Origin of the sequence: Dinghuibacter silviterrae, from assembly GCF_004366355.1 — a bacterium.
Lineage (GTDB): Bacteria > Bacteroidota > Bacteroidia > Chitinophagales > Chitinophagaceae > Dinghuibacter > Dinghuibacter silviterrae.
The window spans coordinates 1,817,770-1,839,576 of the sequence record NZ_SODV01000002.1 but is presented as its reverse complement, the minus strand read 5'-3'; the positions used below and the strand labels follow the sequence as shown (position 1 = coordinate 1,839,576).

Annotated in this window: 18 protein-coding genes; 5 read left to right on the top strand and 13 right to left on the bottom strand. The window is 43.8% G+C overall.

The annotated features are described in order from the left end of the window. Positions 1–4: 4 nt before the first annotated feature. Positions 5–361: a hypothetical protein gene (locus tag EDB95_RS24780; RefSeq protein WP_133998925.1), complete on the bottom strand. Its 357-nt coding sequence runs from the start codon at positions 359–361 to the stop codon at positions 5–7. A 300-nt stretch (positions 362–661) separates the two neighbouring features. Here EDB95_RS24780 and EDB95_RS24775 point away from each other — a divergent pair, with 300 nt between their 5' ends. Next, positions 662–1,141, top strand: a complete 480-nt coding sequence (locus tag EDB95_RS24775) for a hypothetical protein (protein ID WP_133998922.1) — start codon at positions 662–664, stop codon at positions 1,139–1,141. 118 nt (positions 1,142–1,259) lie between these two features. On the opposite strand, the gene EDB95_RS24770 is transcribed toward EDB95_RS24775, so the two are convergent. From EDB95_RS24770 to EDB95_RS24750, 5 genes are all read right to left on the bottom strand, one after another. Then, a complete protein-coding gene (locus EDB95_RS24770; protein ID WP_133998919.1) occupies positions 1,260–3,737 on the bottom strand; it encodes an ABC transporter permease in 2,478 nt (825 codons plus the stop codon). Positions 3,738–3,934: 197 nt separating this feature from the next. Then, the gene (locus tag EDB95_RS24765) at positions 3,935–4,798 is read right to left on the bottom strand and encodes an alpha/beta fold hydrolase (protein ID WP_133998916.1); all 864 of its coding nucleotides are present in this window, start codon (positions 4,796–4,798) and stop codon (positions 3,935–3,937) included. A gap of 18 nt (positions 4,799–4,816) precedes the next feature. Further along, a complete protein-coding gene (locus tag EDB95_RS24760; RefSeq protein WP_133998913.1) occupies positions 4,817–5,317 on the bottom strand; it encodes an SRPBCC family protein in 501 nt (166 codons plus the stop codon). Beyond that, positions 5,314–5,634: an ArsR/SmtB family transcription factor gene (locus EDB95_RS24755; protein WP_133998910.1), complete on the bottom strand. Its 321-nt coding sequence runs from the start codon at positions 5,632–5,634 to the stop codon at positions 5,314–5,316. Before EDB95_RS24755 ends, EDB95_RS24760 begins: the two co-directional genes overlap by 4 nt. A 138-nt stretch (positions 5,635–5,772) precedes the next feature. Then, positions 5,773–8,217 (bottom strand): ABC transporter permease, encoded by a 2,445-nt coding sequence (locus tag EDB95_RS24750; protein ID WP_133998908.1) that lies wholly within the window; start codon positions 8,215–8,217, stop codon positions 5,773–5,775. Positions 8,218–8,963: 746 nt separating this feature from the next. On the opposite strand from EDB95_RS24750, the gene EDB95_RS24745 reads away from it, so the two are divergent. The 3 genes from EDB95_RS24745 to EDB95_RS24735 all read left to right on the top strand — a co-directional run bounded on the left by EDB95_RS24745 (position 8,964) and on the right by EDB95_RS24735 (position 11,820). After that, positions 8,964–9,332 carry a hypothetical protein gene (locus EDB95_RS24745; protein ID WP_133998905.1) on the top strand — a complete coding sequence of 123 codons (369 nt, stop codon included), beginning with the start codon at positions 8,964–8,966 and terminating at the stop codon, positions 9,330–9,332. Next, on the top strand, positions 9,316–10,089 hold the full coding sequence (locus tag EDB95_RS24740) for a toxin (RefSeq protein WP_133998903.1): 774 nt from the start codon (positions 9,316–9,318) through the stop codon (positions 10,087–10,089). The genes EDB95_RS24745 and EDB95_RS24740 overlap by 17 nt, the downstream gene beginning before the upstream one ends. A gap of 795 nt (positions 10,090–10,884) precedes the next feature. Next, positions 10,885–11,820: a hypothetical protein gene (locus tag EDB95_RS24735; protein ID WP_133998900.1), complete on the top strand. Its 936-nt coding sequence runs from the start codon at positions 10,885–10,887 to the stop codon at positions 11,818–11,820. Between the two features lie 82 nt (positions 11,821–11,902). On the opposite strand, the gene EDB95_RS24730 is transcribed toward EDB95_RS24735, so the two are convergent. The 3 genes from EDB95_RS24730 to EDB95_RS24720 form a co-directional block, all read right to left on the bottom strand. After that, positions 11,903–12,310 carry a hypothetical protein gene (locus EDB95_RS24730; RefSeq protein ID WP_133998897.1) on the bottom strand — a complete coding sequence of 136 codons (408 nt, stop codon included), beginning with the start codon at positions 12,308–12,310 and terminating at the stop codon, positions 11,903–11,905. A 677-nt stretch (positions 12,311–12,987) separates the two neighbouring features. Further along, complete coding sequence (locus EDB95_RS24725; RefSeq protein WP_133998894.1) at positions 12,988–13,218, bottom strand: hypothetical protein; 231 nt, start codon at positions 13,216–13,218, stop codon at positions 12,988–12,990. Between the two features lie 4 nt (positions 13,219–13,222). After that, complete coding sequence (locus EDB95_RS24720) at positions 13,223–15,442, bottom strand: RHS repeat domain-containing protein (protein WP_133998891.1); 2,220 nt, start codon at positions 15,440–15,442, stop codon at positions 13,223–13,225. Positions 15,443–16,132: 690 nt separating this feature from the next. On the opposite strand from EDB95_RS24720, the gene EDB95_RS24715 reads away from it, so the two are divergent. Further along, on the top strand, positions 16,133–17,446 hold the full coding sequence (locus EDB95_RS24715) for an ATP-binding protein (protein WP_133998888.1): 1,314 nt from the start codon (positions 16,133–16,135) through the stop codon (positions 17,444–17,446). A 58-nt stretch (positions 17,447–17,504) separates the two neighbouring features. On the opposite strand, the gene EDB95_RS24710 is transcribed toward EDB95_RS24715, so the two are convergent. From EDB95_RS24710 to EDB95_RS24695, 4 genes are all read right to left on the bottom strand, one after another. Next, positions 17,505–17,966: a surface-adhesin E family protein gene (locus EDB95_RS24710; protein ID WP_133998885.1), complete on the bottom strand. Its 462-nt coding sequence runs from the start codon at positions 17,964–17,966 to the stop codon at positions 17,505–17,507. 120 nt (positions 17,967–18,086) lie between these two features. Next, a complete protein-coding gene (locus tag EDB95_RS24705; protein ID WP_133998882.1) occupies positions 18,087–19,436 on the bottom strand; it encodes a restriction endonuclease subunit S in 1,350 nt (449 codons plus the stop codon). Position 19,437: 1 nt separating this feature from the next. Beyond that, positions 19,438–20,871, bottom strand: coding sequence for a type I restriction-modification system subunit M (locus EDB95_RS24700; protein ID WP_133998878.1), 1,434 nt, complete (start codon positions 20,869–20,871; stop codon positions 19,438–19,440). After that, complete coding sequence (locus EDB95_RS24695; RefSeq protein WP_211352205.1) at positions 20,864–21,805, bottom strand: DUF4268 domain-containing protein; 942 nt, start codon at positions 21,803–21,805, stop codon at positions 20,864–20,866. Before EDB95_RS24695 ends, EDB95_RS24700 begins: the two co-directional genes overlap by 8 nt. Between the last annotated feature and the right edge of the window lie 2 nt (positions 21,806–21,807).

Sequence of the window (21,807 nt, the reverse complement as noted above, 5' to 3'; positions counted from 1 at the left end):
GTTACTATAAAATAGGCTTATGATTGAAACGGCAAGAGCCACCACCGATAAAATTAAGGTTAGGAGAGGCGTCCATTTTCGATATCGGAATTCCCTTTCTTCCAGCCAGTCCTTGAAGAGTATAAATGATGCTATTTCTCGTTTCTTTTTTCGATATATGTAGCTCATGATTGTTACAATGATGGCCGGGTAGTGTAAATATAATATAACGGATTAAATAGCCTTCACCGTTGAAACCAAGGTCGATGAATTGAGGGCGATTGTTTGTTGTACGATAGGTTCGCCCAGGTGGCGGAAAGAAACTCCGTTCAGGGAAAGCTTTTGATCCATAAAGGGGGAGCCAGGAAAAAACTATTCTCATACAAGTATATAAATTTAAATACGTGATAATCAACACATAAGGGCGCGGCCCTTTTTGTAAAATCAATAAGATTCATTAACTTGGGTGATATTTTATGGTCTCGTCAACTTATAACGATAGTAATCAATCTCTTTCTAAACAAACTTCTGGCTTTGAAAAGGCGGAAATAGAAATGTTGCGGGAGAACCTTCGCCGTTCCTACAAGGAGCGGTTCCTGATGGCGACAAGGTTGTATAAGATTCAGCAAACAATGAAGAAGGCGGTCATCACACATAAGCCCTTTATCAGCAAGTAACACGAATGGATATTTTTGACGAGGAAATACTAAAATTCTGGGCAGCTTTGCAAAACTCCCGGGTAAGATATATCATGGTTGGAGGATACGCGACAAACCTACACGGTTTTTCACGATATACAGGTGATTTAGATATTTGGATCGAAGACAACGCAGAAAACAGGCAACGACTTAGGCAGGCGTTTATCGAATGTGGCATGGGAGATTATTACATGCTAGAAACTATGCAATTTGTCCCCGGCTGGACAGATTTTCGTTTAATGAATGGTCTTCGATTGGACATCCTTGTTGATATGAAGGGTCTTGAAGGATATAATTTCGAAGAGTGTCTTCAAATGGCATCTATCGCTGATATCGACGGCGTACAAGTCCCATTCTTACATATCAATCAGTTGATAGCAAACAAAAAAGCCGTCAATAGGCCGAAAGATCAGGTGGATGTGATCGAATTAGAAAAAATACAGAAGATACAGAACGGAATATAACGCCTCAAAAATGCGATGGAAATAACCGCAACTTGCGGAGTAAACGGAAGCCTTCAACTCTGACGATTTGAAGGCTTCCGTTTTTCTGTGTGATCCGGACCCGAAAATAATTCGCCGCTCATTCGCTGCGAAGGGATTTTATGGGGTTAGCGAGGGCCGCGCGGATGGTCTGAATACTGACCGTCAGCAGGGCAATGATGAGGGCGGCGGCGCCGGCCACGACGAAGATCCACCAACTGATCTCCGTACGATAGGCAAACGTTTCGAGCCATTTGTACATACCCCACCACGCAGCGGGGAAGGCGATGAGCGCAGCGATCCCGACAAGGATCGTGAATTCCCTGCTGAGAAGGCCGACGATACTATTGACGCTGGCGCCAAGGACCTTCCGGATCCCGATCTCCTTGGTGCGTTGTTCGGCAGCATAAGTAGCGAGGCCGAAAAGACCGAGGCAGGCAATGAGGATGGCGAAGACGGCGAAGGTGATGAAGACCTGGCCGGTCTGCTGCTCGGCGTGGTACAATCGATCAAAGTCGTTATCCATGAAGGTATAGTTGAAGGGAAGTCCTTGCTTAGCGGCATGGACCTTACTTTCCACCTGCCGGAGGAGACTGAAGACATCCTTCGTGTGAAAGCGGACGGCCATGGTATTCCATATAAACGTGTTGGCGATCATGACAAGGGGGTGGATCTTGTCATGCATGGAGTTATAGTTAAAATCCTTTACGACACCGATGACATGAAAGGCGATATGCTTGAAGTGAGCCGTCGAATCGTCCCGATCGGGATTGACCTCATCCGCCCGATTGTAGAGAAGAAGATTGAACGGGTCCTTCACACCGAGCATCGCTACGGCGGCTTCATTAAGGATGATGGCGGTGGAGTCGGTTGGAAATTGCGCGAGGTCGAAGTTGCGGCCTTTGACGATCTGCATGCCGAGCGTGGGAACATAATGGTCGTCGACCCTGAGCGTGGTCATAAAGGTCGCCTTCCTGGCGTCGAGCGAGGCATCCTGGAACCAGCCTGGCTGTTGGTACTGGTCGCCGCCGGCGGTGGGGATGTCGTTGGTGACGGTTGCGTCGGTGACCCCGGCAAGGGTGAGCAGGTCCTTGCGAAGATTGGTCGTGCCTTCCTGGCCGAGCGACCCGATGTTATGGAGGACGAGTACCTGATCCCGATTAAAGCCGACTTCCTTATTTCGAATATAGTGAAGCTGGCGATAGATGACGAGGGTGCTCACGACAAGGCCGATAGAAATGAAAAATTGAAAGACCACCAGGCTGCTGCGGAGCCAGCTGCTCTTGAAGCCTGCGGCTATTTTTCCTTTCAATACATGAATCGGCTGAAAGGAACTAAGGTAGAAGGCGGGGTAGCTGCCTGCTAGACAGCCGACCACCAGCACCAGGAGAATGAGGATGGGCAGGAACCGACCGCTGAAAAGCACGTTGGGATGGAGCGATTTGCCGGCAAGCTGATTGAACATCGGTAGCAGCAGGACAGCGATGCAAAGGGCAAGGGCGAGGGAGAAGAGGCTGAGCAGGATGGACTCGGTAAGGAATTGGATGATGAGGTGTCCCTTTGTCGAGCCGGTGACCTTGCGGATGCCCACTTCCTTGGCGCGGTTGGCGGAGCGGGCGGTGCTGAGGTTCATGAAATTGACGCAGGCGATCAGGAGGATGAGGACGGCGATGACGGAGAAGATGTATACAAACTGGATATTGCTGTTGGCTTCCAGCTCATAAGACATATTGGAATAGAGGTGCACGTCGGTGAGAGGGAAGATGGGGTACCGGAAATGATTACCCGCTTTCCCGAGGTCGGTGACCGAAGCGTGGAACATTTCCTGGAGGGCCCGGCCGACATTGAGGTTGACGACCGCGTCTACATCCTTCTGGGCTTCGGCTCGCGTGGTGCCGGGTCGGACAAGGATATAGGTATAATAATTACTACTTAACCAGTCGTTGTCGCTGGGGTCATTAAAGGTGTAGGCTTCGCGGAGGGGGCGAATAAAGCTGAAATGGAATTGGGACTGTTCCGGCATGTCCCGGATGACCCCGGTGATTTTGAGGGGCTTATTTTTATACCCTACCTCCAGCGTGCGGCCGATGACATCGGTGCTGTTGAAATAGCGGCGGGCGGCGCTTTCATCGATCACGATGGAACCAGGGTTGTTGAGGGCGGTATTGGGGTCGCCGGCGATCATGGGCAGCGTGAAGACCTTGAAGATCGTCGAGTCGGCGAAAGTGAAGTGATGATCGAGGACGTGGTCGTCACCCTTCCTCACAAACAGGTCGCCCGTGTTTCGAAACCTCACCATCTGCTGGATCTCCGGATAGGAAGCAACGAGCGCGGGGCCGAAAAATTTGGAGGTGTTGGCAGAAACGAACCTGGTGTTGTTGATATAGGCGTCCTCATCGACCCGGTAGATGCGATCCGCGTTTACGTTGTAGCGGTCGTAACTAAGCTCATCGGTGACGTACAGGACGATCAGCAGACAGACACCGAGGCCGGAAGCGAGGCCGATGATGTTGAGGGCGGTAAAGCCCTTGCTTTTACTGAGGCTGCGGAAAGCAATCTTGAGATAGTTGCGGAACATGAGAAGGTCGGGTTTATGATGGGTAAGGCTGTCAAATCATTAGGACGCCACCAAAAGGATGCCGAGCTTATAAAGTCTTGAAGATCATTCTTTTGTCGGAGCCTGCGAGAGACAACGATGTTCGGTTTCGATACAGTAATCGTGCGGGAACGAGCATCGGCGGGCGGATTGGACACTTTTCGAACCTATGATTATGTTTATTTCAAAAAGTCATTCAGGTAACCTAAGATTATTTTTGTTTGCATCATCAGGCTCACATGTCCCTGTGAAGGAACAATGGCCAAATGTGATTTTGGCATTGGCTGCAGGTCTGCGGCAACACCACCACCCAACAATTGATATGTTTTCATCAACTCAGTTTTATCCAATCCGTCATTGTCACCCGAAATAATTAATACAGGCGCAGTAATTTTTGCAATATTCGAGTCACCTACGTTGAATGGAACTTTAGCGAAGTCAAGCATCTGCTTTAAGAAGCTCGTCCATTTTGTTTTATCAGGCGCCACTGCATCGTACCCGGTTTTTATCGGCGTATTATCAAAAAATTCGGGTTTAAAATTTTTAAATGCACTGTTTACTATAGGTAACCAACCAGCTGATTTATAAGTGGAGGAAATGATCACTAATTTTCTTAAGCGTTTAGGGCTTTGTACAGCAAACTGGTAAGCTACTGAGCCCCCCATACTATATCCTACTACATCAGCACTGTCAATTTTCAGGTAATCCATCACACCCTCCACGTCACTTGCTAAAGTAGTCATCGATAAATTTCTATCTGAAAAGGGAGTATGCCCATGTCCTTGCATTTCAATGGCAATTACTTTCCTGGTTTTTGACAGATCAGGGATTAATTGGCCCCAGTTCATATCGATCGTGTAAAAGGCTCCGTGTAGTAAAACGATAGGCCTGCCCTCGCCATATACTTCGTAATAAACTTTGATGCCATTAACGGGTGCGTAACCACTGTTGGAAGGTTTGATTTGCTGCCCGTTTGACCGGGATGCTGTCAACACAATGATTACAATTAGCAGTATTGATTTCGTTTTGAGAAAATTTTGCATAACGTGATTTTTTTTAGATCATTTCCCGGATAAGGTTGCCAATACATTTTCCAAATTGTTCATTGACAGCGTATATCCTTCTTCGAAGCCCATTTCAATCATCTTTTCCATGCGGGCAAGAGATTCATTATAAATAGCAATACGCACGGTTGTCTTTCCTTTCTGTTCGCTAAAGGTGTAATCCCAATCAGAACCGGGTAATTGAGGGTTTTCATCTTTGTCCGCAAAAGCATTGAACAATTTGAAATTAGTCTTTGGGCTGATGGAAGTGTATTTCTGAATTGCCCAAAACTCTTGTCCTTCAGGGCTTACCATCGCATAAAACCTTCGTCCACCCACCTTGAAGTCCATAAATTTTGTTCTTGACGTCCATGGTTTAGCTGCCACCCATTGGTCAAGGATTTCTGGTTTGGTAAAAGCATCCCATACCAGGGAAAGGTCGGCATCAAACTCTCTGGTTATGAATACCGTTTTTGTTGCTTTGTCAACGGTAAAATCAAATAGCAAACTCTTTGTCATTTTTTCTTTTTTTTAATTGTTGATAATACCTCGTCAAGTTGATTAAATTGAGTTTCCCAAGTTTTCCTGAATTGGGCTATCCAATCGTCCAATTCTTGCATTTTTTTTGGATTGAAATGATAATAAATTTCTCTGCCGGACGGCTCAGGTCTAATCAATTCGCATTCCTGTAATACCTTAATATGCTTTGATACGGCCTGCCGGCTCATATCAAATTTTTCCGCCATTGCATTGGGCGTTAATGATTGAATAGCAATTAAAGCTAAAATAGCCCTGCGTGTTGGGTCAGCTATGGCTTGGAATATGTCTTGTTTCATTTTTCAATACTCAATTACGCAACCTACAGGTTGCAAATATATATGCAACTTTTGAGTTGCGCAAGTTTATAGGCAATTATTTTTGACGGGGTAAAATGTCGGAAGCGCTTTCGGGAAAAAAGAAGCGGAATTTGCCAATCATTCGCTGCGGAGGGATTTCACGGGGTTAGCGAGGGCCGCTCGGATCGTCTGGAAGCTCACGGTGACCAGCGCAATCAGAATGGCGGCCCCGGCCGCCGCAGCAAAGATCCACCAACTGATGCCGGTCCTATAGGCAAAACTCTGTAGCCACTGGTTCATGGCCCACCACGCGATGGGAAAGGCGATAATAGAAGCGATCCCCACCAGTTGCAGGAAATCGCGGCTTAGCAGGGCCACGATACCGCCGACATTTGCTCCCAGCACCTTGCGGATGCCGATCTCCTTCGTCCGCTGCTCGGCCGCATAGGTCACCAGGCCGAACAGCCCGAGACAGGCGATGAGGATGGCAAAGACGGCAAAGGTGACAAAGAGCCGGCCCGTCTGCGACTCGCTCTTGTAAATGTTGTTGAAGTCGTTGTCCATGAAGGTATAGCTGAAAGGCGCCCCGTTCGCGATGCGTCCCCAGCCGGCCTCCACCTCCTGTACCTGCGAACGGATGTCGCCGCCCTTAAAGCGGATGGACAGGCTGCCGCGGTTGTCGGCGAGGTTCATGATCATGGGCAGTACTTTTTCATGCATCGAGGTAAAGTTGAAATCCTTTACGACACCGATGACATGGTATTCGTTGAGCTTATAGGCGCCGGTGGAGTCCTGCGTGCCAGGGGCGTAAAGTTTTTGGTTGTGCGGGTCTTTAAAGCCCAGCATCTTTGCCGCCGCTTCATTGAGGATAATGCCCATTGAGTCCGTGCGGTATTCGGAAGGGGCAAAATTCCTGCCCGCGACCATGTGCATGCCAAGCGTGGGGATATAGTGTTCGTCGACATACAAATTGGTCAGGAGCGCCATATTCCCGGGAGCCATATTTCGTTCGCGGTACCAGGCATTCTGACTGTAGTTGCCTGGATTAGTGGGGAGATTGTTGGTAAGGGTTGCGTCGACCACGCCGTTCAGCTTGAGCAGGTCCTGGCGAAACGACCTTACTGCATCGCCGGCCGTATAGGCATTTTGCACGACCAGCACCTGGTCCCGGTCAAAGCCGACATCCCGGTTGCGGATGTAGGTGAGCTGGCGATAGATGACAAGCGTTCCGATAATCAGCCCGATGGATATAAAAAACTGGAAGACGACCAGGCCGCTGCGCAGCCAACTGCTCTTGAAACCCGCGGCGATCCTGCCCTTTAGGACTTGGATCGGCTGGAACGATGAAAGATAGAACGCGGGATAGCTGCCGGCGAGGAAACCCACCGTGAGGACCAGCCCAGCCGCCAGCGGCAGGATGTGCGCAGAGAAGAACATCCCCTCATCCAACTGTTTACCCGAGAGTTGGTTGAAGATGGGCAGGAGAACAACGGCGACGCCCACCGCAAGCAACAGCGAGAAAAAACTGAGCAGCACTGACTCCGTAAGGAACTGGAAAATGAGCTGTCCCCTGGTAGAACCTGTCACCTTGCGAATACCCACTTCCTTTGCGCGATTGGCGGAACGGGCCGTGCTGAGGTTCATAAAATTCACACAGGCGATGGCCAGGATGAGGGTCGCGATAAACAAAAAGACGTACACATAGACTGCGTTGCCGTTGGGTTCGAATTCGGCAATCTTGTTGGAATGAAGATGAATATCCCTCAGCGGCATCAGGAGGTACCGGATATGCGCTCCCTGTCGCTCCATGTCCTGCATGGATTGGTGCAGGTCGGTCTGCATCGCTTTGCCGATATAGGTGTTGACCGTGGCATTCACGCGGCTTTGGAGGAAGTCCTTGCTGTAGCCCGGTCTGACAAGGACATAGCTGATACAGTTCTGGCCGAGCCAATAATCGCCGATGCCGGCTTCGCGCATCGGCCGGATAAGGCTGAAGTGGAAATGCGACTGGCGGGGCATATCCTGGCAGACACCGGTGATCTTGCAGATGGTGTGGTTTTCCAGTTCCAGGGTCTTGCCGACTACGTTCCCCGGGACATCAGATTCATCAAAATATTTTCTGGCTGTACGCTCGTCGATGACCAGCGAGTTGGGTTCATTCAGCGCCGTATTCGGATCTCCGGCGAGCATCCGGACGGTGAAGACCTTGAAAAAGGTGGAATCGGCGAAGACGTAATGGTGTTCCTGGATATAATTGTTGCCCTTTCTCACCATGACATCCCCCGCGTAGCTAAGCCGGACAAATTGTTCGAACTGCGGATTCTCACGGATCAGGGCAGGGGCCAGGGGTTTGGGCCCATCTGCGCCCAGGTATGCCGTATTGTTGTAAAATATGTCCGCGTCAAGGCGATAGATGCGATCCGCGTTGACATTGTAACGGTCATAGCCCAACTCGTCAGTGACATACAGGACGATCAGGAGACAGACAGCGAGTCCTGTCGACAGCCCGATGATGTTGATGGCGGTAAAACCCTTGCTTTTCCTGAGGCTGCGGAACGCGATCCTGAGATAGTTGCGGAACATGGTGTGGTCGGTGTTTGTAACGAGTAAGGCGGCCAAATCATCAAGATGATCCCAAAAGGGCGCCGGATTTGTAAAGTCTTGAAGACCATCCATCTGTCGAGGCTGGTGAGAGGCCATGATGTCCGGTTTCGATACAGTAATCGTGCGTGAACGAACAATCGGCGGGGGACTGCCTGGAGGTCAGATGCGGACATGTTTAAATACGCTGAAAACTGCTGTCAGAAAGGGGTCTATGAAATAAGAAGACGGGTGGTGAGCCTGGTTGGATTTTTTTCGAACCAGGGATACAGAAGTTTGAAGGTTCTATTTTCGACCATGCAGACAATAATATATTGATTATTAATATTTTAATGCGAATTATTGGTCAAAATTTACCCATCCAGTGGTCAATATTCACCCATTGAACCTTCCCAAATAGAATGAATGATAGCTAATGAGTAGAACGAACACATAAGTGCTTATTTTGTAGATTTTATCACATTTTGGGCATTCAAAGTGTGAAATTGCCGATGGAACTTGTAAAAGTAGCCTTGAGTATTTTCCATTTATTATCACCCAACCGATCACCCAACTTATCACCCAACCTGCTCCTGACATTATCCCAGGAGTATTATAGGCCTAGTGGGTTTTTTTGAACAAGAGTATATATGACTTTAAAATTTAATTAATCATAAAAAACTGTTAATCAATATAATACAGACCATCAATAGGGCACTTTGGTTAGAAAATAATTGTATCTTAGTATCATGAGCCAACGGAGATACCAAAAACATAAGTGCAGACTCGCCGTTAGAGGGACAAAAAGAGCCTTTGGAAAACTTGCGCCCAGGCTCGGTGTAAGGAAATTCCACCTTTCACATACGTCAGATTTCTCTGATGTTGAGAACAGCCCTGAAGGAATAGATGAGATTCAGAAATTAGTTAGCCAAGCTGGCCTTGCTGCCGCATCTGAAGCAAAAGCAGTTGGAATACCCAGAGTATTTGCCCGTGATAACAAAATCATCCGGGAATATCCTGATGGGCGTTATGAGGTACTTGCTTCATCTATAGGTCCCAAAGAAGTAACCTATTATAGGCGCTTAAAATCTGATATCCTGCATGTCAGAAAGAAGTAAACGCCTGCGGATTCTTGCGGGCCCCAATGGTAGTGGAAAAAGTACAATCGTAAAGAAAATCAGAAGCAGCTATTATTGTGGATTCTTCGTTAATGCTGATGAAATCCAGCAAACTCTAGACGCCAAGAAAGTCCTCAATCTTAATGCGGAATATGGCTTGACAATTCCATTAGAAACGTATCATCACTACCTGCTCCACGAAGGAAAAAGTTGGTTAGAAAAAGCAGAGGCTGAAAAATCTCCCATCAATATTTCGTTTTCTGAAAATAATTTACTGATAGGTAATAGCCATCCCACAGGCAAATATGATGCGGCAATTGCCGCGGATTTTATCCGGTTTCAACTATTGTTACAGAACAACACCTTCACTTTTGAAACGGTACTTAGTCACTCATCAAAAATAAATTTCCTTCGACAAGCAAAAGAACATGGTTATAAAAACTACTTGTATTTTGTTTGCACCGTCGATCCAACCATTAATATCAATAGGGTTGCACAAAGAGTTGCATTAAAGGGGCATGCCGTTCCGGAAGATAAGATCATTAACAGATATTATAGTTCCTTAGCTTTACTCCCGTCCTTGATCCCATTGACCTACCGAACATATCTTTTAGATAATTCGGCTGAAAATTCTGAAATAAAATTGGTGGCAGAAGTTGAAAATGGGAACACTTTTATTCCAAAAACAGAGAATATTCCCTGGTGGGTGTATGAGCATGTAATAGATCCATTGTTTATTGATGGCAGACCTTCATAAATTTTTCGCCCGATTTCCTAAGAATAGGTCAGCTTTGAGGATAATCGGGTTTGTACAATTGGGCTCCCGCCCAACAAAATGCCAGCTTGTACGTAAATCCTTCCTCTCGTATATCGTTGTGTAGTGATCATCAAACCCAAGCAACCCATGCTGGATTGGACGCCTGCTATTGATCCCTCAGATAACCCAACCCTGGAAGAACTCCGCAAAGACAGCCACGCCTATCTTGCCCCGGAGGTTTGACATATTCTATCACAGTATGCTATTTGATACCGTAAACGAGCCGATCACCAAAGAATAGCAGGGAAATCCAAACCTTAGGTGGTTTACCGTTGGTGGACCAGGTTCGAATTACCCAACCAGCCCGACCGAATCGGATTCGAATCAAATATCAATGAAAATGGCCCGTTTGCGAGTAGCAATTCCGATGCTGGTAACGATAAAAACCAAAAAAACCGATTTCAGAGCGGGTTTTGGTTGCAAAGCCCACCTGTGTGAGTCTGTTTGGCTTTTTTTCGAACCAATGCTATGAGGCATTACTGTCGATTTCCCATATCAAGATATTGATATTCAACATATAAAGACTTGACATACCACACCTACGACAACCCAATTCGACGGATTTGTAGGTCAGGCTGAAAGCTATCGATATAATAAGAGGTACAATGTGCAACATTTAAATAAGTTTGCACAGATTTTCAACTGTTCCCCCAGGGACTTTTTACCAGAGACATCGCTCGTATGAATACAGGATAGTGGCAGTGATCGATTATACATAAACGATATTTATAACTTATGAACTCCCTAACGGTACTTACCCAACCCTTCGACCAATGGATTAACGAAATCTCTTCACTAATTAAGGATGGAGAATCCATTGCTGCTGGACCTGCCTCAACTAAAGAACAATATGATTCATTCAGGGATAAGGAAAAAAATTGGAGCGACAATACATCTATGTTCCTTGAATCAAGTTTTTCAACGAAAAAGTATGTAAATGAGTTCCTAGGACTTGACGCCAGGTTGCATGTTCCACAACAGCCAAGGGTCCAAAAGCCGAAAAATCCCTTAGCTTTTCATGAGGAATATAAGACCGACAAGCACTTTCTTAATCAAAAGATAAATTTCTTAAAAGCGAATCATAGTATCATATCGGTATGCGATCTTATTAGGGGCATTCACGTGGATATAGATTATAGAAAAGGTTATAATCTCAAAATGAAGAAATCCTTTCTTCTTGAAAAACTATATCAGATTGATGACGGCACACATCACGGATTGGATATAATTTTTGAAGGTAATGGAGTCCCTGTCAGGGATTATTCACAGGTCTGTGATATCGCGAGGTCGTTAGAGAATGATGGGTTAATTGAGACTGTAGGTGGTTCCGCTGCCGGAATATGGGGCAAGATAACGTTCAACGGCGCTCAATATGTTGAAGAATATCTTTTGAAGATTACAGAGGATTATTCCTCTGGTCCCTCCACCATTCAAGAACTTTCCCAAAAAATCGAGCAGCTTCGACAAGATCATTCAATGGAGCACCAGGTCCTTTTTGAGGAGCTTGAGGAGCTAAAAGGGGTCATTGAGAAGCTAGACCATAAAAGCTTCGGACAGTTATTAAAAGGAAAATTGTTTGATATGGTGGCGGAAAAGGTTATTTCGTGGGAAACCGCTGGAGCAATCTTTAAGTTCTTATTTGGCCATGGAATAACGCTTCTATTGAACTGAAACAGCCCTTTTTGCACTCTTTAACCCAACACTTCGCCAAGTTATAACCTATGAGGAGGTCATAATCATGATTGCTAGATCTCTATCTTTCGTACCTCTTAAAAACCAGAACTGAAACATTCTGCAAACCAAAGTCTACAGGATTTATAATTTCAACATACTCCGAATGCACCCCGCTAATATAATCCTGAGAGATATTTCCGTTTTTCATTGAAAAGACGATCCAGGTGTGATCACCGTCGTCATAGGCCTTCCATTTTCCTGAATAAACTGTCCTTCCGTTTCTCAACGTAAAGCTCATATCAGGCGCCAGCAAGAGTCCGACGTCGCTGTTGTCGCAATAAGCAGTAGAATCGCCCGCTAATTTATGTGTAAATGGCTTGAATTTGCCCAAGGCAGCGCTCTCAAATCGGTTCTTACAACCGTACTGAAAGATCATCAAAACGCAGAAAGCGGCGAGTAATATATTGTAAGTGACAAAGGTCTTCATCCCGACTATATTTGAATATTAATGATGGGTCTTGACATCGCTGTCTTTTAAAAGTTGCAAAGGGAAACACAAACCTTTTATTTTATTAAAATTCACCTCATCATTTTATCTGCTTTGGGTACTTTGTTTACTTTTTTCGGGGCTAGAATGTGGCGTATCAAACTTCAAGAACCGACCGACGAAAAACTCAAATTAGAGGTTGAAATGTTACGCCGGGGAGTGCCCCCTCCGGGACCATAACCCATTAATTAGATACGGAGTTTTTGCATAAAGGATTAACCTTAAGCGATTCATACCAGAATCTTTTTGAAAGCCAAATATTGATTAAATAGTTTAGAAAATAGGTCAAGACTACCTTTGTCGCCGCTTGAATAAAATCTAATAATTCTGCACCAATCGAAATCTTCCTTGCAATTAAGATCTAACAGGACAAATTCCCTAAATCCACTCATAAAATCAGTCAACTCTGAATCATTCATATTAATTTGCATCGCCGAGATATATCCAAAAACGATATACTGGATATCTTCTACTTTGCTTACCATAAATAGGCCCGGCTTTCTAAGGATATTTTGAATGAGCTCAGAAAATCTCCCAATCATGATCTTTAACGTTTATTGTGTGCAACCTAGTGGGTAAAGTCTTTGAGAAATCGAACCTAAGTGCCAGCAAGATACCTATGGCAGAATAAGCTTTTCTGGGTCAAAATCTGAAATTCCAATATCGGCAAGTGAAATATTAAAAACGTTACAACATTCCATAACGAATCCGCCTACCTCATAGTAAGCGATACGTTGACCTGACTCATAAAGATCCTTGGCTTGGGATGTAGTGCCTAGTTCGTCAATTCTTTCTTTTATCAAGGTAACCAAATGACTTAGAAATAAATATTCAACATTGTCTTTCATATATTTATTGTTGTTTAGTTTTTAGGGCATCCTTTGCAATCTGAAGGTAAGCTTTGTTTCTCTCTATATCCCCTTCCCATTTCTTTATAAGTCCGGTGCGCTCACGGGGATCTTTGGATTCCCATATTTCCTTGGTCAGTCCAGGTTTGGTAAGAGGGTCTTTTACCCATTGCTCATGTTGTTCAATTGTTTTTTCTGTATTTCGAATTGTTTTTTGAAGTTGGCCAATAGTTTGCTTGCCATAGTTTTCCGCTACGCCAGGATAACGCTCGGCCGCGATTTCCCCAGGTGATTTAGGGCTGTTTACCAGTGGCTCAGTAACTATTGTTATTCGATTATCAAAGGGTGCTTCCGTATTTGCAGGGCCAGAACTTGAGAGTGGCAACATTTGTCGGTTCGGAAAAGCACTTGAATTTGGATCAGGAACCGCTCCGGGGGTAGTTGACATCATGACCCCATCAACCGAAGCGCCAATATAAGATCCATGTTCACCACCTAATACGAATCCCAATGATCCGCCTGGCCCTTTTAGGTTATCGCCAATTTCTGTAGCGTGTCTAATATTTGCTCCCGCGACCTCTACATCAACCTCACTTCGAGGACCAATATGAGTCAAGCCGTTGTTATCTTCACGCATTACGTCTTGACGCGCATCGTGCCACCTTTTTGCGGCTTCGGCATTTGCAGCCTGTAACTGTTCCGGATTTAGCATGATTACAACGGCCGTGGTAGCCCGAGGATTCCCATTGTTTAGGCCTGCGGGAGAATATTCTTTCCCATCGAGGTCTACGCCGTCTATGGGCCTGTTGGATGCGAATTGATAAGGTGTTAATTCGGCGTATTTTCTCGACAGCGGATCTACAGACAAAAACCTTCCAACCCTTGGATCGTAGATTCTCATGCCATAATCCTGTTGATCGCCTACACCCTTGACTTCATCATCGTTCTCTTTCCCATTATATCCGTAACGAAAATTTTGTTCCCCATTTTTTATAAAAGTCCGTCCAGGTTCCTGTGCTCCAAACGGATAATAGTCCGTAGCACTCACCACATCTGGGCGGTAATAATCTACAGTCCCATCGCTATTCGAGTCTATTCCGGATTTTCTATCACTAACAACAGCTACTACATTGCCTCTATTATCTGTAAGCTCATATCGCTTGTTTCCCCGAATAAACGTAGTCGCATAACCCACACCTAGGCCGGGCATTGCAACCAATATAACATTTGCACTTTGTAGGTCATCGTGCATCTTGGTAGCAATGGCCTTGGGGTCAGGAATCGCAGCTATGGCAATTTTTTCCTCAACAATGGAAAATGACCTCCTGGTTTCGACAAGCAACTCAGTGATGTTCGTTGCGCGATTATCAGCTGTTTGGAAGAATTTTTGATGATATTCCTTATTTACCGAATCGAGTGTCTTTAATTCGGTTGCGATAGATTGCAATTGCATTTCAAGCCATGCCTTGTATAATGAAAACACATCGGTTTTCTCCCCAAGCAAGGACGAAACATAAGCAGGACGGAGCGAAAGACTGTCTATTGCGGAGTTATTGCGGTCATAGTAAAGAATCCTTGACACTTTACTTAGCAACATAGCTTTATAAGCCTTGGCAATGTGATCTTGATTATAAAAAAGCGTGGTATCACCTCTCTTAATCATAGTTCCTCCCTTTGCCCTGTCTTGTTTTAGGTAGATTGCTACGCTATCCTCTGGAAAATTCTTTGGATTTTGATTATTCAGGAGCCATTTTCGAATCAAATAGTGCTCCCTGACTTCGTCGAGAAGCATAATCTTCCGCAGCACATTTGGCTGGGTAGTCAGTTCAGGGAATGCTTCAGCCAGGTATTGTCCAAACGCCCATCTCGGATTTATTTCTCCAGTGGCATGTAGCTGAATTTGAGCGATGGAAAGTTGCTTGAGGAAACCATCGTAAAAAGCATTGAAATAATCAAACGGGGTGGCCACCTTGCTTTGTACTCGGGCATAGTCACCATCAGCCATTTTTACTGAATCCACAATATTTCCATAACAAGAAAGGAGGTAACAGACATGGGTTTGCTTGTCTATAGCTGCAGCTACTGTAAAGCTCTTCGTATCTTTTGAAGCAAAGATTAAGAGGCTTGGGTCATTGTTGATAACCCTGTTGAGAATTGTCTGTCCAAAGGAGGTTCGTAAGCAAAAGAGAAATACAAGGGATAAGAACAAATGGTTGAGTTTCATAAGCAGCTTATAGGATCGTTCGGAATCAGAGGAACTTTACATCAAATATGTGCTTTTTTTTCATATCCTCAAACCCATGGCGTAACATTTGAACCTTAACTAACCTTTATGTCTTCCTTAAAAGAGGAAGTAATTTGGGCGATATTCTAACCTATTTATGAAATTCGATTTCGTTGCGAGTAACGACAAAAAACAAAAAAAACCGCTCTGAAAGCGGGTTTTGGTTGGAAAGTCCATCTGTGTGATCCGGATTGGATTACCTCCGCCGCGAGGGCGCGGCTGCGGTGATCCATAAAAGGGGAGCTAACCCAAGCCTCCCCAACGGATGTACGCCCCGCCTTCGGCGTGGCTTGTCGTGTTCATCCGTCCGCTTCGGCGAGCAAGCTCGCCGCCGCTCCCGTATAAACACGACCGCCGGGGCAAAGCCCCGGCGAATCCGTTTAGAACGCTTGTGATCCTGGTTGGATTTTTTTCGAACCAACACCACGAGGCCTTGCGGTCGATTTTTCACATCAAAAGGTTGATATTCAATAGGTAAAGATCTTGCATACCCTACTCGCAACAAGGCATTTAGATCAGCAATGAAAATATTATAATATTTGTTTTTACAAATTTCATAAATAACCTAATTTCACAGTTTAGGTGCCAATTATGTGATTTTTTTCACACTTTTGGCATCTAAACTGTGAAATGGAGATCCAACGAAAAATATCGAAAAAGCTGTCCGCGTGGCAAAAATCCACGGCTCGCAAGCCGCTCATCTTGCAAGGCGCAAGGCAGGTCGGTAAGACCTGGCTGCTAAAGCATTTTGGGGACAGTGAATTTGCCGACGTTGCCTACTTCAACTTTGAAGAGCAACCGGACCTCAAACAATTTTTTCAACAAACTAAGGACATTTCCAATATCCTTCAAAACCTCTCTCTCATATTTGGCCGAACCATTCTGCCCCAGGAGACACTGATCATTTTCGATGAAATACAGGAATGCAACGACGCCCTTAATGCACTCAAGTATTTTTGTGAAAATGCGCCTGAGTATGCCGTAGCGGGTGCCGGCTCTCTCCTCGGCGTATCGATGTCCAGGGGAAATTCATTCCCTGTCGGGAAAGTGGATTTTCTACACCTCTACCCTATCTGTTTTTCCGAGTTTTTATCGGTCGCCGATCCAAAACTATTCTCCTACCTGGAAAATATCAATGAAATAGTGCCCATACCTGATATTTTCTTCCATCGGCTGGTTGAAAAGCTGAAGTTGTTCTTTGTAAGCGGGGGAATGCCCGAAGCCGTGGTAACCCTGTTGGAAAACCAGGATATGGAAGGCACACAAGTGGTCCTTCAAAATATTCTAAACGCTTACGCCCTCGATTTTTCCAAACATGCAGAAAACAAAGACATCCCCAAGATAAACCATCTTTGGACGTCGATACCTTCCCAACTAGCCAGGGACAATAAAAAATTCGTTTACCAGACGGTAAAGCAAGGCGCTCGTGCCCGGGAATACGAAGACGCATTACTTTGGCTTTCCCAGGCAGGCCTTATTCATCGGATCTTTCGTAGCGAAAAGCCAGGTCTGCCCCTTTCCGCCTATGACGACCTTTCGGCTTTCAAGCTTTATTTGATCGATGTAGGATTACTGCGTAGGCTATCACTGTTGGACCCCATTGCTGTAACTGAAGGTAACAGGCTATTTACCGAATTTAAAGGGGCATTGAGCGAAAACTTCGTGTTACAACACCTGGTCGCACATTTTGAAGGAGAACCGCGATACTGGACGTCCGGCAACCAGGCAGAGGTGGACTTTTTAATCCAGGTCAAAAATAACATCTTGCCTATTGAAGTTAAGTCGGATGAGAATGTCCGAGGCAAAAGCCTTATTAAGTATAATGAGCTTTATAAGCCGGCGGTGCGTGTACGGTATTCGCTTAGGAATCTGAAAAAGGATGAGGGGCTTCTGAACATACCTTTGTTTATGGTAGATTATACGGAGAAATTGCTTGGACTATAAGAAAAGAACTAATTAAGATGCTCATCTAAATAGGTTAGAAGGCGAATTTAATATCCAATTACTGTTTCTTTTTACGTTGATAAAACATTTTCGCGGCCTTATTAAAATCGCCCTCACCCATAGAATCAGGCACCACTGGGTCCCACATCGAATTCAACTGATCTTCTCCTTCAGAATACAAAAGGTGCCCACCACTGTCATAATAATAAACTGCCAAAGGTCGCATTTGTACTTTTCCAAAATCTATAAGTGTAAGAACCTTTTCGGAAACGCCCTTATATGTAAACACTCCATATTTGAATGATTCGTGGTACACTAAAATCCAGATTTTTATTAAATTCGGCTTATCAGTTCTTATACATGTCCTTCTTATAAAGTGAACATGCGAACTATCGGGGAAAGCTGAAGAGAGTATCCATTCTGATGAATGTAGGAGATCTTCTAAGTATACTTGAGCATTTGCCCTGCAAAATAAAAATGACATTACGAAGAAAAGAGGACAAGCAATTATTTTTTTCATAACGTCGAATTATTACATCAAGATAATAAGATTCTTTCATTTAGTTATGAAAGACAGTATTTGATCCGACAGTTGGTAGTTTCCATAAGTGAGCGATCAAATGAGAACTGCTACAATTAGTCACTCCATAGACATTGACGTCACCTCTTTTGCTTCATGCACTTTACCACTACCACCAAATACCTCAGTTAATGATGACTGTAAAAGTTCTTGGGCTTGAGTTTGAGTTTCAGATATCTGATGCTCCAACTGGTTTATCGTCTGAAGGAGTTGCTGCACTTTGGCGACTATTCGATGTTGTTCAGAAAGAGGAGGGAGGGGAAATAAACAAGATTTAATAAAATCAGATGATACTCTCTTCTGTCCAGCAGAACCAGTCATTTTTCTTTCACCATTTTTCAAAAAAAATGAACTTTTGAAAAAGAGATAAACGTACTCAGGTAGAATGTACTTACTATCGCCTCTGAATATATGTAGTTCCGTTGTGCCAGCCCCAACTCCATTAACTAATCCTTTAAATATCCCAGCTTTGGAGTTTTCAAAACATGGAGTAATCTTAGCAACAGCAACATCATTTTCTGCAAAATGGGTAAACCCAGTTTTCACATCGCTCCATTTCCTGATCTCAAATTTCGGTGCTTCTCCAAAGTTTGAACTAATTAAAGCCATAGGTACAAATGAAACATCTTTATTATCAGCAAACACGTTCCTTGGGTTAATATGACCAAGCTCCCCTAAACGATGCCAGCCCCACCCCATTGGCAATTCAAAAGGGATTTCATGCTGAGAAATAGCGGATAATTCTTTTCCACTTTTAACTTTGCTATCCACTACCAGATTTCGCCTTTCTGCTTTAATGTATTGAATGTTTTTATCAGATGGCTCCTCGGTTTCGTCCTGCTGGGTTAGTTTCCCCTGTATTGCTTCTTGTAGAATGGCTTGGCGAAGTTCCGGAATATCATTTAATTGTAATTCTAAGCAGCAATTATTGATTTGTTCAATAGAAGACTTTCTTCTATTAAGTGAAGCAAGAATTTCGTATTGCTCTTCAATGCAAGGAAGCTTAATTGAAATATTTGAAAGATTTTTGAAATATAATCTTTCCCTAACACTTCCTCCCGTATTCTTTGCAATCTCAAATAAACCAATATCACTTTTAATAAATAAAAGCAAATACTCAGGTGCAATTTTTTCATTGCAAGAAAAGACCACATAATCTGGACTAATTATTCCGATTTTTTGGGGGCTATCAGCTAGACCTATCGAGCCAACATTGATTCTCATTGGGTTGTATGCAAACCAATTCGCTTTTAACAATTTGTACCGGCTTAAGTCAGCCAATCTTTGTTGCTGCGAGAGTATAAGACCATCTTTATTGCTAACACCTATAAGAGGTAGATTGTCTCCATCCCTCTTTCCTACGGTAGTTCTTTGTTCTATTAATACATGACCTAATTTGACTTGAGACATACTATAGCAGTTCTAACTTTAATTTTTCAATAGCATCATTTATTTGATCTCTTTTTAATTCGATTTTTTCCAAAATATCGCTAATTTTCAAATCAGCTTCAATTGAAATTTTTCGAGGGTTCGAGGAGTCCAAATTGTAATTCCTTTTTTTAATATCCTCAATAGTTACCTTCCAAGCGTATTCATTTTCTACTCTTTTCTTCCACCAGTTTTTCTCCAGAGCAAACTCCTTTATGTCAATGGGCTTTGTTTTGTTATAATTTTTTATCCCCTCTGGGTAAGGATGTTCAAAATACCAGACCTCATTAGTGGGCTCACCTTTTTCAAAAAAGAGCAAATTGGTTTTAATACCGGTATAGGGAGCAAACACGCCGTTGGGTAAACGCACAATGGTATGCAGATTACATTTTTCCAATAGATTTTCCTTAATCCGGGTAGCTACCCCTTCACCAAATAAAAACCCATCAGGCAATACCAACCCGCAACGGCCGCCATCCTTTAACAAATGAATAAGAAGAGCCACAAAGAGATTGGCAGTTTCTCGAGTTCGATAAAGTAGAGGGAAATTATTTTCAACGCCATCTTCTTCTATACCGCCAAATGGAGGGTTAGTAATAATAACATTTACCCTATCTCTCTCACTCCAATTAGACCAAGTTTTATTCAATAAGTTATCATGGTCAATTGCAGGAACTTCTAAGCCATGCAAAATCAAATTAGTTGTAGCAAGCATATGGGGCAATGGCTTTTTCTCTACACCTTTAATACTATTTTGCAAGGTTTCTCTATCAACTAAGCTTTTAACTTTGCTGTGCTTACGGATATATTCTATTGCGTTAATCAAAAATCCGCCAGTACCACAGGCAGGGTCTAAAATCGTTTCCCCTAGCTTTGGCTCAATCATCTCAACAATAAACTGCGTTACGGGCCGCGGCGTATAAAACTCTCCGGCGTTCCCTGCGCTTTGCAGGTCACGCAATATCTGTTCGTAAATATCGTTAAAGGCATGACGTTCAGCCTGTGTATTTAGTTTAATATCGCTGTTAATCTTATTTATCACTTGACGCAATAGCGTACCGCTTTTCATGTAATTGTAAGAATCCTCAAACACATCTCTCACCATTTTTGCAGCATCCTTTTTATTGCGAAGCTTCATATTTTTCAATATAGGGAACAAGGTGTTGTCAACAAAGTCTAATAGTTCTTCACCTGTCATGCCTTCTTCATCAGCCGCCCAATTCCGCCAGCGCAAGTCGTTTCTTATAGGAGATTTGTAATCCTCTTTAATTGCCTCCCATTCTTCTTCCATTTCATCAAATATCTTCAGGAAAAGCATCCATCCTAATTGCGAGATGCGCTGAGCGTCTCCGTCTACACCAGCATCCTTACGCATGATATCTTGGATCGATTTAACTGTCGTTGTCAAACTAGCCATTAAAAAAAGGTTTAAATACACGTTGAAATTTTTCTGCATTCTCTTTGAGCCATTGAAAATATTCCGGCCATTTATTCTCGTTGGTTGGATCACCTATTTTATACTTTACTATTCTAAAAGCAGTACTATCAGGCAAATCCATCCATTCCAAATCTGTTCCCAGCTCCTGTTCGACATCAGTCTTATGTTGCAAAATTCTTTGATAAATAGAGCTATCATCTTTGATGTACAATTCGCACCCAACTTGCTTTTGTTTTGAATTAAATGTCAGTGAAAGATCGGCCTTAGAAGTACCAAAGCTTATAGAATACCAATGTTGTGGTCTGGGTGTTCTACCTAATCTCAAAATTGTTGAAGAATCGCCTTTAGCATACTCTTTAAATGCATACCAAAATTGTTGTTGCTGAAGTTTTAACTCTGATACTGATCCCTTTTCTGAAAGCGCTGCCGAATTAATAGTTTTTGCCCAATCGTTTGGTTGCGATATAATATTAAATTTAGGAGCAGGCAAAGAATCCCCGATCTTCCATAATTCTACCTGGATTAAAAAAAATTTAATATCAGCTAGTATATTCCGATTCAGCCAATCGATAGCAGCCTTATGCTCATCATTATAATCTTTGGCGATCCAAATAATAATACTAGCGTCTAGACCCGCAGCATAGGTAATAATCTGTCCTAAATGTTTGTGATCTGTGCTTTCAAGCTGATTTTCAATAATAATCTTCTTTTGAGTCTTAGTTTCTAATCCAACAATATCCGCATTATACCGACCAGTTGCCTCTTCCACTTTAATTTCATCGATTTCTATCTCTAGCTCATTACATAACTCTTGTATGTTTTTAGGCTCTGCAAGCCATCGGGTAAAATCTATTGCCTCGTGGGGCCAAACGGTTCTCAAATCAACTGTTTCAAGTATTCCTAATGGCGTCATAG